Consider the following 16,185-nt stretch of genomic DNA (forward strand, 5'->3'; position numbering starts at 1 on the left):
CCCTTTACATACAAACAGTTTGTACATTTTATGTGGCGACCTCATCTGATATGCAACAAAAAGACCGATTCTGATCGAATCGGTCTCATCTTACCTGAATGCTTATTAAGCTCTTACACCAAAAAATGCTTTCAGCTTAGCAAACATTCCTTTGTTTTCATCTTCAAATGATTGAAGTGGAACAGATTCGCCTAGTACGCGGCGGGCGATATTACGATACGCAATCGAGACTTTATTTTTAGCATCCATGACAATCGGTTCACCATTGTTTGAAGCCTTAATCACGTCATCATCATCAGCGACAATGCCAAGAAGATCAATCGATAAGTGATGGACAACTTCATCCACATCCATTGAATCGCCACTTTTCGCCATGTGTGTACGAATACGGTTGACAATCAAACGAGGTGGTTCGATATCTTCTTGTTCTAACAAGCCGATGATACGGTCGGCATCTCTTACAGCTGAGATCTCAGGCGTCGTCACGACAATTGCCTTATCTGCACCAGATACAGCATTTTTAAAGCCTTGCTCAATTCCAGCAGGGCAATCAATGACGACATAATCAAAGTCTTGTTTCAATGATTGAATTAATTCTTTGATCTGCTCTGGTTCTACAGCCGTTTTATCGCTTGTTTGAGCAGCGGGTAAAAGATACAAAAGATCCTCGAAACGCTTATCTTTTACAAGCGCTTGGTGAATTTTACATCTTCCTTCTACTACATCGACTAGATCATAAATAATGCGGTTCTCAAGCCCCATCACGACATCTAAATTCCGAAGGCCAATATCGGTATCAACTAGACACACCTTTTTCCCTTGAATTGCTAGTGCTGTGCCTAAGTTTGCAGATGTTGTTGTTTTGCCAACGCCGCCTTTTCCTGAGGTAATCACAATAGCCTCGCCCAATTTCACATTCCTCCCTCAAGCCTTGTCAGATTAGGTCTTATATGAGCCAATTGCTGCAGGCGTTCAATGATCATGTTGCCATCTATATCTAAATAAGCACATTCCATTTCATTTCCATCTTCTTTTTGATCTGGTGCACGGTTAAACACTTGTGCGATACGAAGCTGTGTTGGAATCATACGAGATGCCGCAATGACAGCTTGTTTATTCCCATTACATCCAGCATGTGCCACGCCTTTTAAAGCACCGAGCACAAAAATATTTCCCCCTGCACGAATCGTTCCGCCAGGATTGACATCTCCTATTAATAAAAGATCTCCTTCGACATACAGCACCTGTCCAGAGCGCACAATTTTCGCTACAGAGGTAATGTCAGCCTCTGCTTTTAATCGTCTCGCCTCTTCAGTTGACATGACGTCACTTTCAATAGAGTGAATGACGAGATGTTCATTTTCAGAGACTGCTTCAGTCAAACGCATTTCCTGATCCTCTGTTAAATACCGAAAACCAAGCTTAATATGCACATTAACCTTATGACCTTCTCTTCCATCTGTATATTGCTCAAGTAAAAGAACCTCTCGCAAGCCAGAAAGAAGGTCATCAAACGAACAGTCATCATTTAACTGTAATGTTAATCCGTTTTTTGTACCTTTTATTGTCACATATTGCTGTTTTTGAGTTTTCAAGATGCTCACCTCAACAACATACTCATTTCGCCGTATTTGGACAAACTCCTGCTTTTATTCGTCGATCAGTCCTTGTTTCATGTTGATGAAAAAGAGCCTAAGCGGCACAACAAGTATGAGAGACGCAGCAGTATTTAAAAGAATCGTTGGAATAAAGCGTTCGATGACATACGTATTAAACGGCATAATCCCTGGTTGAATTGTCGCTTGAACGCCGTACACATAAAACTCCATCACGGAAACAGCAATAATCGACAGAAAGACGACCACTAACATATTCGTTTGCAAAACTTTAAAGGCTTTCGCTAGCAAATAGCAGAGCGCTCCAAAGCCAAACATATGAACACCAAGTATGCCTGTATACGAAATATCATATAAAAGTCCAAAGATAAAACCGAAAATCACACCATATTTTTGATTCACAAACGCCGTCATAAATACAAGTGCGAGTAAGATGAAATGAGGAGCTAAAATTTGATTGTCTGAAACAAATGGGAGCTTCACTAGATCGACAAAAATACTGTCAAATACGAAGATAAACAACATGACGAAAGCAAGAAGGACACGTCTCACGAGCCTTCCTCCTTCGTCAATTCAGATGCATCTGCCGTACTTGAGCTGCGATTCACCACAATCACACGGTCTAAATTGTTAAGTTCAGCCGCTGGTTCTACATAAATGATTTTTGTCAGGCCGTAATGATCTGGCTCGATTTCACTCACCTTACCAATCGTCAAGCCTTGAGGGAATACGCCCCCTGCTCCAGATGTTTCAACAAGATCTCCTTTTTTGACATCTCCATCTGCATCAGATTTCAGAATATTCATTGTCAGCATTTTTTTCTTACTGTCATAGCCGTTAATAATTCCGTTGAGTTCTTCTTTGCCCTTTTTCGCAAAAATTTTCGTTGAAATTCTATTATTTTGGTCAGTAGAGCTTAGCAACCTTACAGTCGAAGTAAAATTGTTGAGCTTATCACTTTCAATTTTCCCAATTAACGCACCACTCTCATTTGTGACCGCCATATCTTTGTCAACGCCTTGTTTTTTCCCTTTATCAATCATGATAAAGCTATCCCAAAGGGACGGGTTTCTCGCGATAACCGTTGATAGAATTGGCGTATAATCACGAATAGAGTTCACATAACCGAGCTGCTTGCGTAGCTTTTTGTTTTCATCTTCTAGTTCTTGTAGTTTCGCCTCATATTGGGTTTGTCCATCAAGTTTTTTTCGAAGACGTTCGTTTTCATCGTATGTGTTCTTTAAATCTTGTACATTCCCATAAATACCGGCAATAAATTGTGATGGTTTATGAAAGACACCTTGAAAAAAGCCTGTCGTATCCCCCACTAATTTTTCCGGCCATGAAGCACCTCTGCCGCTTTTCACTGAAAAACCAATCATGGCCACCAGTACGATGACACAGACAAGGAGCAACATTAATCTTTTATTCATAAAAAACTGCGGCATGTCTTACACCTCTTTATTTACGCCCGATTATCGATTATCTTTTGATTTTCCTTTGAACAAATGAATATGCTCTAGTGCTTTTCCTGTTCCGATCGCCACACAGTCAAGCGGATCTTCAGCAATAATAACTGGCATCTTCGTTTCATCACTAATAACTTTGTCAAGATTACGAAGCAATGCACCGCCGCCAGTTAAGACGATTCCACGGTCCATAATATCTGCTGCCAGCTCAGGCGGAGTTTTTTCAAGTGTCATTTTCACCGCATCAACAATTGTTTCCACTGTATCACGAAGCGCTTTTGCAATCTCATCTGCTGTAATCGAGATTGTTTTTGGCAGACCAGTTAAAAGGTCACGGCCCCGAATATCCATTTCATCATGCACATCAGGCTGCGCAGAACCAATTTCCATTTTAATAGCTTCTGACGTACGATCACCGATCATCAGGTTATACGTTTTACGGATGTAGCTGCTGATCGCATCATCCATTTCATCTCCTGCCACGCGGATTGATTGTGATGTCACAATACCGCCAAGAGAAATAATGGCTACCTCTGTTGTACCGCCGCCAATGTCAACAACCATACTTCCTGTTGGCTCCCATACAGGCAGGTTAGCACCGATCGCCGCAGCAAATGGCTCTTCAATCGGGTATGCGTCACGTGCACCAGCTTGTCTTGTTGCATCAATAACTGCACGCTCTTCTACAGCTGTAATACCAGATGGTACACATACCATCACGTAAGGTTTACGAGCAAAAAGCCCTTTGCCTTTTAATGCTTGATTAATGTAATATTTCATCATTGTTGCTGTCGTCTCGTAATCTGCAATGACTCCGTCTTTCATTGGGCGAAGTGCCACAATATTACCAGGTGTACGGCCAATCATGTTTCTCGCGTCATTTCCAACCGCCACTATAGACTTCGTATCAGTTTCCAAAGCTACGACCGAAGGTTCTCTTACAACAATGCCTTTTCCTTTAATAAAAACAAGCGTGTTCGCTGTTCCAAGATCTATTCCAAGGTCTTTTGTACCAATTCCAAACATATGTATGTATCTTCCTTTCTTAAACCAAAATTCCCTTTAGGGAAAAACTCATAAACTCTATTATATCGTAAAACATTGAAAAAAAAAGTGTTACAAATACCCTTTTTCCTTCAAACTCACAAATTTTTGATCACCTATGACCAGATGATCAAGCAGCTGTATTCCAATCAGCTTTCCACATTCAAAAAGTCGCTGTGTAACTTCAATATCTTCCCTGCTGGGCGTCGGATCTCCAGATGGATGGTTGTGCACACATATAAATGAAGCGGCCGATCGTTTAAAGGCTTCTTTGAAAATTTCACGCGGGTGAACGATCGATGAATTCAGGCTTCCAATAAACACGGTATGTTTATGAAGAACTTGATTTTTTGTATTGAGATAAAGACAAACGAAATTTTCCTGTGTCAAAAATCTCATATCTTCCATCACAAAGTTCGCTCCGTCTTCTGGTGTGCGGATCACATAGCGGTTATCCGTCGTTTGATGGTGTAATCTAGTGCCGAGTTCTAAAGCAGCTAAAAGAGAAATCGCCTTCGCCTTTCCAACTCCTCTAATCTTCGACATTTCTTCAATTGAGGCTTCTTTTACAGAGCGAAGACCGCCAAATGTTTGCAAAAGTCTTGCGGAAATTTGGAGAACTGATTCTTTTTTCGTGCCTGTTCTTAGAAGGATCGCAACAAGTTCATGATTTGACAAACTGCTGGGCCCGTATTTGATAAATCGTTCTCTCGGTTTTTCATCATGAGGGAGATGCTTTAGCAGCATAGGGAAATCGTTCAGGATGACCACTCCTTTTAGAATTCCTTCCTGTCTTCAAAAAGGGGTGATTCCAAAGGTTTCAAGCACTCTGACTGTTTTCGCAATAGGTAGACCGACAACGGAAAAATAATCACCATCTATTTTTTGAACAAACAGTGCGCCTTTCCCTTGAATGCCATAGCTTCCCGCTTTATCAAGGGGTTCGCCCGTATCGATATAGCGGTCTATTTCATTTTGAGTCAGCGTCCAAAATGTCACTTCTGTCTGTTCATAAAATGTTTCTTTTCTATTCTCTGACTGAACCGTGACACCCGTCAAGACTTGATGTGTCTTTCCTGATAATAATTGAAGCATAAAAGCCGCTTCTTTTTTATCTTTTGGTTTCCCAAGACATTTGCCGTCAATTGCAACAATTGTATCTGCACCAATGACCACAGCTTTGGGATTTAATCTTTGAATATCATTTGCTTTTTGTTCTGCCAACCATTGGACGTTCTCAGCAGGGGAAAGGTTTCGATTTATTTCTTCTTTTAAATGACTTGCTTGAATGTCATAAGAAAACCCTGCTAGATCAAGCAATTCTTTTCTTCTAGGTGATTGCGATGCGAGAATCAATTGGTTCATGTTTGTTCATCCTTTCAGGGTTTAGCCTAAGAAGTAAGATACCCATTCATCCTAGCAAATGTACATCTTACCGACAATTTACGAAAATTCATTTTTCATGTACCTTCATCATTATGTTGGATGCAAAAGAAAAAAACTAGTCATTTTTTGACTAGTTTCGTTTCTTAAAAAATGATTTTACGTATTTAATTGATCAAGCAATGCCTGCTGAGATTTCCAGCCGTTTTCAGCAGTTGGGTCATTTAAGAGCTGCACAGCTTTTAGCAAACTGCTTTTAGCCGGTGCATCCTCTGTTTTGGCACTTTCAAGCTCAGAAATTAGCTGCGTGACTTCCTTTTGATCCACTTCATCGCCTGCAATCACTTTGGATGATAATACAGATGCCTTTTCTATTAAACTAGTCAGCTCATCCGGCACTTGAAATGAGAGCTCCTTTCCTCCCCACGCCTCAAAGTGCTGATCAATCAATTTCTTCCCTACAGCGCTTGTCATCCCCTGCTCTGTCGCAAGACCGGCAATGACATAATATCCATCATCCATGGAAACCTTTTTCCCAGCATATCCTGCATCTTTTAAACTGCCAACTAAGTCATCTGCTCCTTTTTCAGAAGAGAATTTCCCAGCCTGTACAACAAAGGTTGATAAACTGCCAGAGGCACTTTTTTCATCTTTGTTCTCTTTTGATTCATCTGTAGTACCTGCATTCGGCGCATCACCGCCAGCTTTCATCGATGATTGATTTTCAGAACCAGATGCCGAGACACTGATATCTCCTCCTGAAGGATTTGATGCACCATCTTGACTTAAACTAAGCGCAAACACCCCAAGGCCTGTCCCAAGAACGACCGCAAACACAATCGTTGTCATCACTCTCTTGAAAGGACCGCGATTTTTACCGAACTTCTGATCAAAGGAGCTTTTTTTCTTTTGATAAGGTGTGACGACTTTTGGATCAGAATGATAAATATGATCAGCAGCATCATCCCACTGGAAATCCTCTTCTTTCGGTTTAGACGAATCTTCCTGAGAAGCCGCTGTCTCCTGTTCCGAATGTCTCTTTTCCTCCCAATTCGAAAACGTCACTTGATCCTCTTGCTGTTTTGGCGCCTGATGATCATCTTCATGCACCATTTCTTCCTTGCCATTAATATTGACCTTTAGCCCTTGTTTTTTTGCCTGCCTCTTTTTCACTGTCATTCCCCGCTTTCTGACATGTTTGTAAGAAAGACCTTTCTGTCCAATGAATCAGCGCGAATTTAACCCGTCCTTCTTTCTGTTTCACACTTTACCATAGCAGTAAAAAAAAAGAACAAGACTTTTGTCGGCAGGGCAAAAAAGTGTTCGCCAATTTTTTCACCCCTTCGACTATCCAAATAGAAACAAGACAGGAGCACCACAGAGATACAGAAAAAAAGAAATAGCGATCGAAGGAACAAAAGGGAATGGCTCGTTTACTTGAAAGGAAAAGACCTTTGCATAAACCATTCCAGCGATACATGAGAGAAAAAGCATGAGAAGGAACGGCTTGAAGCCAAAGCAAAACGCAAGCACACTGAACAACTTCATATCAGCTCCGCCCAGACTATTCGGCTTAAAATAATCTAAACTAGAAAACAAAAGAATGCAAAAAATCAGAGAAGCCGCCCCTTCCCACCAGATAAGAAGCGGTTCCAACGTGCGGTATATGACGAAAAGAGGGAAAAAGAAGAGAAACAGCTCGTTCGGCACCCTCATATAGAGAAGATCACTCACGACAGCAATCACGAATAAACTACAAAGAATCACAAGGAAAAGACCTTCAAACGAAACACCAGCGATCCTATAAATGAACAAAAAAAGACCGCCTGACAGCATTTCAATCGTTGGATAGAGCCAAGACAGCCGAATGCCGCAATGTTTACAAGACCCCTTCCATACAGCATAAGAAACGAGCGGGATCATCTCATGCAGGGATAGCGGCTGTTTACAGGCTGTGCAGTGAGAGCGAGGGAAGAGAATAGACCGCTTCACTGGCAGCCTTTCGCCAGCGAGATGTAAGAACGATCCCATCGTGATGCCTGCAAGAAACAGAAAAATCTCAATCATATGTGGTGCTCCTTCCGGTAATAAGATAGACCGGATTTTACCATGACCCTATCCACCAAAGCATCTAGTGAAAATATGATTTTTCCCCTCTTCTACTTATAAAAAGAAAAAGACGCAGGAGGCATCAAAGCCATTTGCGTCTTTTCGTTACCCAATCATACGATTTCGTAAATCTGAAATAAAATAAAGAGAGCCTGTCACAAGGATCACCGCTGAAGGATCATCACTTTTTTTCTGAATGAACTCAAGCACTGTACGAGGGTCATCATCATACGATGTTGCCTCTAACTGACTGCATGCACAAAGCTTTTCCGCTGATTCAGCTCTTGGAAAATCAAATGAAACAAAATGGATAGAGGAACTAATGGCTTCAAGTTTTTGAATCATTTGCTTGTACGGCTTATCTTTTAAAGCACTAAAACAGACATGCACTTGTTTACTAGAAAAATGAGCTTGTACCGTTTCAATTAAACGGTCGATTCCTTCTTCATTATGAGCGCCGTCTAAATAAACTGGTGGATGGTCTTTGACTTTTTCAAATCTTCCAGCCCAAACTGCATGCCGAATACCTTCATATACCTGCTCTTCTGTCACGCTAATATAGCCTTCTTGCTCCAGCCATTCAATGAGTAGAACAGCAAGGGAAGCATTTTGCTGTTGATGCGTTCCGATTAACCCTGTTTCAAGCTGCGGATACTGCCTTTTTGATGTGCTTAACGTAAATCGTTCTCCTGTTTCTGTTGGCTGCTGATGACTGAAGGTACAAGTATCCTGTAATGAAATGCATTCCGTCTTCTTTTCTTTTGCGATATTTTGAATGACCGCAAGTGCTTCCGGTTGATGAACTGCGGTGATCATCGGAATACCCTCTTTGATAATGCCCGCTTTTTCAGATGCAATTTGTTCAAGTGTATCACCTAGAATCGCCATATGATCATGACCAATCGATGTAATCGCTGTTAAGATAGGTACGGCAACATTTGTTGAATCAAGTCTTCCGCCAAGCCCTGTCTCTAATAGGACAAAGTCTACTTGCTGCACATCGGCAAAATAAGCAAATGCACATGCGGTAATGATTTCAAACTCTGTTGCTGCGCCAAGCTCTGTTTGATCTAACTCATCAACAAAAGGCTTGATTTTATTCACCAAACTCAGCCATTCTTCATCCTGTATAGGTGCTCCGTTCACGCTGATTCGTTCATTGAACGTTAAAATAAACGGGGAGGTGAAGGTGCCAACTGAATAGCCTGCTGCCTGTAAAACGGAACGAGTAAACGAAATCGTTGAACCTTTTCCATTTGTACCTGCAACATGTACCGCTTTTATGCGTTGTTCCGGATGGCTTAGTTTGTTCATCAGCCACTTCATTCTTTCAAGACCCGGTTTTACACCAAAGGCCAGTCTACTGTGAATCCACTCAATGGCTTCATGATAGGTTGTAAACAATGTCATCTCTCATTTCATCCGAAATTTTCAAAAAAGACGACTCCATTTTGTTAGGAGCCGTCTTTTCAACCTTATGCTTTCAGCTCTTCAATACGCTTTTGAACAGCTTCGCGTTTTGCGACATAGTCACGTTCTTTCGCACGCTCTTCTTCTACGACACTTTCAGGCGCTTTTTTCATAAAGCCTTCGTTGCCAAGCTTTTTCTGGACGCGCTCTACTTCTTTTGTCAACTTATCAAGCTCTTTTTGCAGACGAGCGATTTCCTCATCTAAGTTGATTAAGCCTTCAAGCGGCAGAATGAGCTCTGCTCCAGAAATAACAGCCGTCATCGCTTTATCACTAGCTGGGACATCTGTGCCAATTTCAAGTACACTTGGGTTCGTAAAACGCTCGATATATGAACGGTTTTTCTCTAAGCGTTCCTGCACATCAGATGTAGAAGCTTTAATGTAAAGCTCCACCTGTTTGCTCATTGGCGTATTCACTTCACTGCGGATGTTACGAACAGAACGGATGAGTTCCACGAGCAGCTTCATATCAGCAGACGCTTGTTCGTTTGAAAGCTCCGGCTTCACCTCAGGCCAAGCCGCTACAGTAATCGATTCACCTTCGTGCGGAAGATGCTGCCAGATTTCTTCTGTTAAGAATGGCATGAACGGATGAAGAAGTCTCATCGTCTGATCTAATACGTACGCAAGGATCGAACGAGTCGTTTTCTTCGCTGCTTCATCTTCTCCATAAAGCGGAAGCTTCGCCATCTCAATGTACCAATCACAGAAATCATCCCAAATGAAGTTGTATAAATGTCTGCCCACTTCACCGAATTCATACTTGTCAGCTAGCTGTGTGACACTTTCAATCGTTTCATTTAAGCGGGTTAAAATCCATTGGTCAGCAACTGATTTTTCTCCTGTTAAATCAAGCTCATCATACGTTAAGCCATCCATGTTCATTAAAGCAAAACGTGATGCGTTCCAAATTTTGTTCGCAAAGTTCCAAGTGGATTCAACCTTTTCAAAGCTAAAGCGAAGATCCTGACCTGGTGAGCTTCCAGTTGCTAAGAAATATCTTAATGAATCTGCACCGTACTTGTCGATGACCTCCATTGGATCAATTCCGTTACCTAGCGACTTACTCATTTTACGTCCTTGCTCGTCACGGATCAGCCCATGAATCAGAACGTCTTTAAACGGTTTTTCTCCTGTGAATTCAAGACCTTGGAAGATCATGCGAGAGACCCAGAAGAAAATGATGTCATAGCCTGTAACAAGCAGGTTTGTTGGATAGTAGCGCTTGAAGTCTTCACTATCTGCATCCGGCCAGCCCATTGTCGAGAAAGGCCAAAGCGCTGAACTAAACCATGTATCAAGCACATCGTTATCCTGTTCCCAGTTTTCTATATCTTCTGGTGCTTCCAGTCCAACGTATACTTCTTTCGTTTCTTTATGATACCAAGCTGGAATGCGGTGTCCCCACCATAGCTGACGAGAAATACACCAGTCACGGATATTTTCCATCCAGTGTAAATACGTCTTTTCAAAGCGGTCTGGAACAAATTGAACTTGGTCGTCCCCATTTTGAAGGTTAATGGCTTCGTCTGCCAACGGCTGCATTTTTACAAACCATTGAGTAGATAAATAAGGTTCAACGACAGCTCCGCTTCTCTCACTATGACCAACTGAATGCATATGGTCCTCAATTTTGAACAAAATACCCTCTTCTTGCAAGTCTTTTACAAGCTGTTTACGGCATTCAAAGCGGTCCATTCCTTTGTATTGCAGTGCATTTGCATTCATTGTGCCATCTTCATTCATGACAAGGATACGCTCTAAGTTATGGCGGTTTCCAAGCTCAAAGTCATTCGGGTCATGAGCAGGTGTAATTTTCACAGCTCCTGAACCAAACTCCATATCGACATAATCATCAGCAACGATTGGAATCTCGCGTCCTGTAATTGGCAAGACCACTGTTTTTCCAATTAAATGCTGATAACGTTCGTCATCAGGATGCACGGCAACGGCTGTATCTCCGAGCATTGTTTCAGGTCTTGTCGTCGCAATTTCAATTGAACCCGTGCCATCTGAAAGTGGGTATCTTAAGTGATAAAACGCGCCTTGAACATCTTTATAAATGACTTCAATATCAGAAAGTGCCGTTTTCGTCGCTGGATCCCAGTTAATGATGTACTCTCCGCGATAGATCAGCCCTTTTTCATACAATTGAACAAACACTTGGCGTACCGCTTTATTCAGACCTTCATCTAATGTAAAACGTTCACGTGAGTAATCAAGACCAAGTCCCATTTTCGCCCACTGACTGCGAATAAAGTCCGCATATTCTTCTTTCCATTTCCACGTTTCTTCCACAAATTTCTCCCGGCCAAGGTCATAACGGCTTACGCCTTCTTCGCGAAGCTTTGCCTCAACCTTTGCTTGGGTCGCAATACCGGCATGATCCATTCCTGGAAGCCATAGAACGTCATAGCCCTGCATCCGTTTCATACGTGTCACGATGTCTTGAAGGGTCGAATCCCATGCATGCCCAAGGTGCAGTTTTCCTGTCACGTTTGGTGGAGGAATGACGACTGTATATGGATCTTTCGTTTTGTCATTTTGTGCTTCGAAGAATTTCCCTTCAAGCCAGTACGTATAGCGGTCTTTTTCTATCGCATTTGGGTCGTACTTTGTTGGCATTTCTTGATTATTTGTTTCCATTTATGTAACCTCCACATTTTTTCGGCTGATGAAACATAAAAAAGCCTTTTCATCCTTATAAAAGGACGAAAAAGCTTTTTCGCGGTACCACCTTTTTTCATGGAACACATAGACGTGTCCCATACACTCTAAAGGATAACGGGGTTCTCCCGAATTTCTCTACTTGTTCATTCAAGAAATTAAGCTCACAGGCGACCTTCCAAACAAGTGCATCCTAGGAAACCTTTCAGCTCATGGTCTCCCTCTCTTTAGGGTCTTGCTTGTACTCTTCCTGATCCACGCTTACGATATATCACGTTCATCAGCACATACTCATCTTTTATTTATATTACTAAATGCCTTTTGTTTTCGTCAATCATCTTTTCCGCTTTTCTTCTTCTTTATACAAATTGGGCAAGCACCCTTTTCCTCTTTGCCCATATGATAATAACAAAATGAAGAAGGAGGGCGTTTGCTTTGAAAAAGATCAATCCTTACACACTTCCCCCCTGGCTGAGACAAATTCGGGCAGTGGCCTCCCAAGTCGTTCTCCCGATTGCGATATTTCAAGGGTTTCGTACGATCATTTTCCCCACAACATTTGACGTCCTCATCCTAGGTATTCTCATTTTTCTCGCCTGCGCCTTTCACCTTGATTGGTTTTAAAGACTCGCGCTTATGTACACACAAAATAACCTCGTCATTCCGCTGATGACGAGGCACTTTGTTCTTCTTCAAGCCGTCTAGCCTGCTCAATCTCGTGAATCTTCATGACGGTCGGCTCTGAATTTTTCATCTGCCAATACGCTCTTAACAGCTGTTGACAGCTTTCCATCTCATCCTGCCCGCCTGCTTCATAGGTTTTAACTGTATCAAACAGACCTTGTGGATAAGCAAGGTAACTAAGAAACAAATGAAGCTCTTCCTCCCGAAGAGGATTTCCTTTTTGGTACGTATAAAACAAGGAAGTGCATTCAGGACAAGACGTGGGATAGGTTTTGAATGTCCGATAGTAAAAGGTCAGAAGGTCATAAATGGGGGCGGCTTTTTTTGACCGCTCAAAATTGGTGAAATGTCCTGTACCCACATCATTATACAAAAAGTGATGAATCGACAGCTGCCCATGATTTAACACAACACGTGTTGTTTCTTTATCTTTCATTTCTTCATGCCAGTCTTCTAGTCGTTCGAGGGCAAATTCGCTGGCAGACATCGCCTCTGAAAAATACATCGCAGCAGCCAGTTCAAATGGCGACATATACCAAGTTTGCTCTGCCCGCTCTATGAATCGTTCATACATGTCTTTCTCTGTTTCCCATTTGGTCTTGATTTGTGTGTAGTGCGCTTCGATCTCTTGCTCTGTGATATCCATCATCACTTCAGTCCGCTTATGAAGTCTTGCAATCTCTTGAAATAAATATTCATGTTTATCGTCCTGCTCTTCTCTCTTTTCATTCGTCAGCCAAGGCATGAGATAGTATGCGTACTGGCTTTCACGATGACTTGAGAAAAAAGAACCGCTCTTCGTCCGATAAATCGGCACAAAAGAGCGATAGCCCTTTGATTCTAGTTCAAGCATTTGCTCTGTAAACTGCATATGCCTGTTGGCTTTTACTCGCTTTAAGGCAAATACGCCCTGCTTTGTATATACTTTGACGACAGCAGGACTGACAGGTTCAACGTATTCCGCCTCAAGCCCGTATTCGTATAGGACAGATTGGATCTCATCCACGTTCACTCACCACATTTTCTCGATCGGTCATCTCTTGTTAGGCATTGCTTTTTTGATATTCAGGAATATAAAGAATCTGCCCTTCTTCAAGCTCCGCATCCACCGATAATGAGTTTGTGCGAAGAAGCTGCTGCACATTCAACTGATATCGCTCACAAATACGATCGACCGTATCTTCTTGCTGAACTATACATATTTTCATGCGAGAAAAATCTTCCTCCTCCTGCTTAGCAAACAGCTTTGTTAAATAAAGAGAGTTTTCACTGCCAGACGTTTCTCTCACATCTTCTTCAAACTCCTCTTCTTCTTGAGCTGCCTCATATACTTTTGGCGCTTCTCGTTCATATAACCGTCCGAGCTGGTACGTGTCATCCTGCGCCTCTTGCTCCTCTTCCACGTGATAAGCCGGTGATTCAAATACCGGATACGGCTGAACCGTTTCTTCCAGCTCTTCAGCTGCTTCGGGATCTTTTCTCACTTCCACCTCAAAGAATGTATCCTCCCGTTTCTCTTCTTCTAAGAGCTTAGGCGGTTCAAAAAATGGTGGTTCTTGCACCTGAGCTTCTGGTAAGGAGCGATAACCAAGCGCCACTTCTTCTTGGCTCTCCGATTCTTCCAGTTCTTCGGTTTCTTCTTCCCTACTCATCAGCTCTATCTCAATTTCTTCTTCCTGCTTTTCTTCTTCGGCGCGCGTGTCATGCTGTAATACAGCCTGATCCTCATCAATCTCACGTTCATAGCCTTGTAGCTCTTCTTGCTCTTCATCTTCTGGCTGCAGCTGATAATCGTAGGTCACGTCGCCATATTCTTCTTCAGAACGATGAACAAATTCATACGGCTCCTCTACAGGCGCTTGGGGCATTTCCTCGTCTAATAGACCCTCAATCGCCAGATCAGCTTGAATGGTGAGCAAACGATTTTCTGTCAGCTGGTAATCAAACGCATCAATAAACACAAACACATCATTTAAATGACTGATTTTGTTTTTAGGAATCGTGATATCGACTGGGAATTGATGCAGAAGCTCCGCCGTCCCGTCTTCTCTGACCTTCACCTCATCAGCTTCTCTGTATGATGCATAGGAACTCAATTCACCCAATAGCTCCTCTTGATTTATGTTGTATTCTCCTGTTAGCTCGAGTGAACCTCTAATCGAAACATAATCATTCACTTCTTGAACGAGAATGTCAGGATCGAGAGAAATAGACAGCAGCTCACTGACTTCCTGTCCGCTTTTGAAATAGATGGATTCTTCTACTGAAAACTGTAATCGATTGTTTTGAGACAAGTCGGTGTCCTCCTTTCATCTAATCCTTCAAAATAAAATTAGATGTCAATACAGATGTATGTGAGAGGCAGTGAAAATATGATTGGTTTTCAGCAACACAAAAAAGCCGATATGTCTCCATATCGGCTTTCGTTTATCGACGTAGTTTTTGAAATACTTTTTCCACTGTCTCAATCGTATATTCGATGTCTTCATCTGTGTGAGCTGTTGACAGGAATAGTCCTTCGAATTGAGAAGGGGGAAGGAAGATGCCGTGGTCGGCCATTTCCTTGTAAAATTCAGCAAATAAAGCGAGATCAGCTGTTTTGGCTTTGTCATAATTGACCACTTCTTCATTTGTAAAGAAGAATCCAATCATCGAACCCGCACGGTTAAACGTTAATGGAATTCTATGTGCTTTCGCCGCATTTGAAATGCCTTCTTCCAGCCGGTCTCCTTTTCGTCTAAACTCTTCATAAGACTCAGGTGTCAGCTGTTTTAAGGTTTCTAAGCCTGCTGTCATCGCAAGTGGGTTACCAGATAACGTTCCTGCTTGATAAATTGGACCGCTTGGCGCAATTTGTCTCATAATATCCGCTCTTCCGCCATAAGCGCCGACCGGAAGACCGCCTCCGATCACTTTACCAAGACACGTCAGATCAGGTGTGATGCCAAAGTAGCCTTGCGCGCAGTGATAATCCACACGGAAGCCGGTCATGACCTCATCAAAAATGAGTAAAGCTCCGTATTGCTCTGTGATGTCTCTCAGCCCTTGTAAGAAACCGTCTTGCGGAGGGACAACCCCCATATTTCCTGCAACCGGCTCGACAATGACACCTGCAATATCGTCTCCAAATTCCTGAAAAGCAACTTGAATGCTTTCTAAATCATTGTACGGCACTGTGATCGTGTTGCTTGCAGTTCCTTCAGGTACCCCTGGGCTATCTGGAAGCCCTAGCGTTGCGACACCTGAACCTGCTTTAATGAGCAAAGAATCGCCGTGGCCATGATAGCAGCCTTCAAATTTCACAATTTTATTTCTGCCTGTAAAGCCTCGAGCCAGACGAAGTGCACTCATGGTTGCCTCTGTACCAGAGCTGACCATACGAATGACTTCGATAGAAGGAACACGCTCTGATACAAGCTTAGCTAATTCATTTTCAACTAATGTCGAAGCACCAAAGCTTGTCCCCTTTTCTGCCACTCGCTGAATGCTTTCAACCACACGGTCATTCGTATGCCCTAAAATAAGTGGTCCCCATGATAAGACATAATCGATGTATTCATTTCCATCAATATCATAGATTTTGGCGCCTTTGCCTCGTTCCATAAAAATCGGATCTGTGTTCACTGATTTAAATGCACGTACAGGGCTGTTGACACCACCAGGCATTAAATGCTGCGCTTCTTCAAATGCTTGCTTTGATTTTTCATAGCTACGTCCCATTTCAACGTCCTCCTGTCTATC

15 protein-coding genes and 1 other annotated feature are annotated in these 16,185 nt (G+C 42.4%); of the genes, 1 reads left to right on the top strand and 14 read right to left on the bottom strand.

Going from position 1 to position 16,185, the window contains the following annotated elements; translation table 11 throughout:
* Positions 1–105: 105 nt before the first annotated feature.
* From minD to NSQ36_RS12800, 11 genes are all read right to left on the bottom strand, one after another.
* Complete coding sequence (minD, locus tag NSQ36_RS12750; RefSeq protein WP_003216504.1) at positions 106–909, bottom strand: septum site-determining protein MinD; 804 nt, start codon at positions 907–909, stop codon at positions 106–108.
* 2 nt (positions 910–911) lie between these two features.
* Positions 912–1,595, bottom strand: a complete 684-nt coding sequence (gene minC, locus NSQ36_RS12755; RefSeq protein ID WP_106029075.1) for a septum site-determining protein MinC — start codon at positions 1,593–1,595, stop codon at positions 912–914.
* Positions 1,596–1,649: 54 nt separating this feature from the next.
* On the bottom strand, positions 1,650–2,168 hold the full coding sequence (gene mreD, locus NSQ36_RS12760) for a rod shape-determining protein MreD (protein ID WP_034661648.1): 519 nt from the start codon (positions 2,166–2,168) through the stop codon (positions 1,650–1,652).
* Positions 2,165–3,064 (bottom strand): rod shape-determining protein MreC, encoded by a 900-nt coding sequence (gene mreC, locus NSQ36_RS12765; RefSeq protein WP_050943652.1) that lies wholly within the window; start codon positions 3,062–3,064, stop codon positions 2,165–2,167. Before mreC ends, mreD begins: the two co-directional genes overlap by 4 nt.
* Positions 3,065–3,091: 27 nt before the next feature.
* On the bottom strand, positions 3,092–4,111 hold the full coding sequence (locus NSQ36_RS12770; RefSeq protein WP_003216532.1) for a rod shape-determining protein: 1,020 nt from the start codon (positions 4,109–4,111) through the stop codon (positions 3,092–3,094).
* A 90-nt stretch (positions 4,112–4,201) separates the two neighbouring features.
* Entirely contained in the window at positions 4,202–4,876 is a 675-nt protein-coding gene (gene radC / locus NSQ36_RS12775; RefSeq protein WP_034620589.1) for a DNA repair protein RadC, read from the bottom strand.
* Between the two features lie 48 nt (positions 4,877–4,924).
* Entirely contained in the window at positions 4,925–5,494 is a 570-nt protein-coding gene (locus NSQ36_RS12780) for a Maf family protein (protein WP_003216355.1), read from the bottom strand.
* A gap of 177 nt (positions 5,495–5,671) precedes the next feature.
* Complete coding sequence (locus NSQ36_RS12785; RefSeq protein WP_321999434.1) at positions 5,672–6,691, bottom strand: SPOR domain-containing protein; 1,020 nt, start codon at positions 6,689–6,691, stop codon at positions 5,672–5,674.
* 168 nt (positions 6,692–6,859) lie between these two features.
* Positions 6,860–7,579 carry a prepilin peptidase gene (locus tag NSQ36_RS12790; RefSeq protein WP_321999435.1) on the bottom strand — a complete coding sequence of 240 codons (720 nt, stop codon included), beginning with the start codon at positions 7,577–7,579 and terminating at the stop codon, positions 6,860–6,862.
* A 147-nt stretch (positions 7,580–7,726) separates the two neighbouring features.
* Entirely contained in the window at positions 7,727–9,031 is a 1,305-nt protein-coding gene (locus tag NSQ36_RS12795; RefSeq protein ID WP_321999436.1) for a folylpolyglutamate synthase/dihydrofolate synthase family protein, read from the bottom strand.
* Between the two features lie 65 nt (positions 9,032–9,096).
* On the bottom strand, positions 9,097–11,739 hold the full coding sequence (locus NSQ36_RS12800; protein WP_321999437.1) for a valine--tRNA ligase: 2,643 nt from the start codon (positions 11,737–11,739) through the stop codon (positions 9,097–9,099).
* A 58-nt stretch (positions 11,740–11,797) separates the two neighbouring features.
* Positions 11,798–12,027 (bottom strand) — a binding site (T-box leader).
* Positions 12,028–12,195: 168 nt separating this feature from the next.
* On the opposite strand from NSQ36_RS12800, the gene NSQ36_RS12805 reads away from it, so the two are divergent.
* A complete protein-coding gene (locus tag NSQ36_RS12805; RefSeq protein WP_003216497.1) occupies positions 12,196–12,384 on the top strand; it encodes a hypothetical protein in 189 nt (62 codons plus the stop codon).
* Between the two features lie 34 nt (positions 12,385–12,418).
* Here the strand turns inward: NSQ36_RS12805 and ysxE are convergent, their stop codons facing one another.
* From ysxE to hemL, 3 genes are all read right to left on the bottom strand, one after another.
* Positions 12,419–13,450 carry a spore coat protein YsxE gene (gene ysxE / locus NSQ36_RS12810; protein WP_050943646.1) on the bottom strand — a complete coding sequence of 344 codons (1,032 nt, stop codon included), beginning with the start codon at positions 13,448–13,450 and terminating at the stop codon, positions 12,419–12,421.
* A gap of 37 nt (positions 13,451–13,487) precedes the next feature.
* A complete protein-coding gene (locus NSQ36_RS12815; protein WP_321999438.1) occupies positions 13,488–14,738 on the bottom strand; it encodes a LysM peptidoglycan-binding domain-containing protein in 1,251 nt (416 codons plus the stop codon).
* Between the two features lie 133 nt (positions 14,739–14,871).
* Entirely contained in the window at positions 14,872–16,164 is a 1,293-nt protein-coding gene (hemL, locus tag NSQ36_RS12820) for a glutamate-1-semialdehyde 2,1-aminomutase (RefSeq protein ID WP_339205902.1), read from the bottom strand.
* Positions 16,165–16,185 lie beyond the last annotated feature (21 nt).

It is taken from the genome of Bacillus sp. FSL W8-1143 (genome assembly GCF_037965155.1).
Classification (GTDB): Bacteria; Bacillota; Bacilli; order Bacillales; family Bacillaceae; genus Bacillus; species Bacillus pumilus.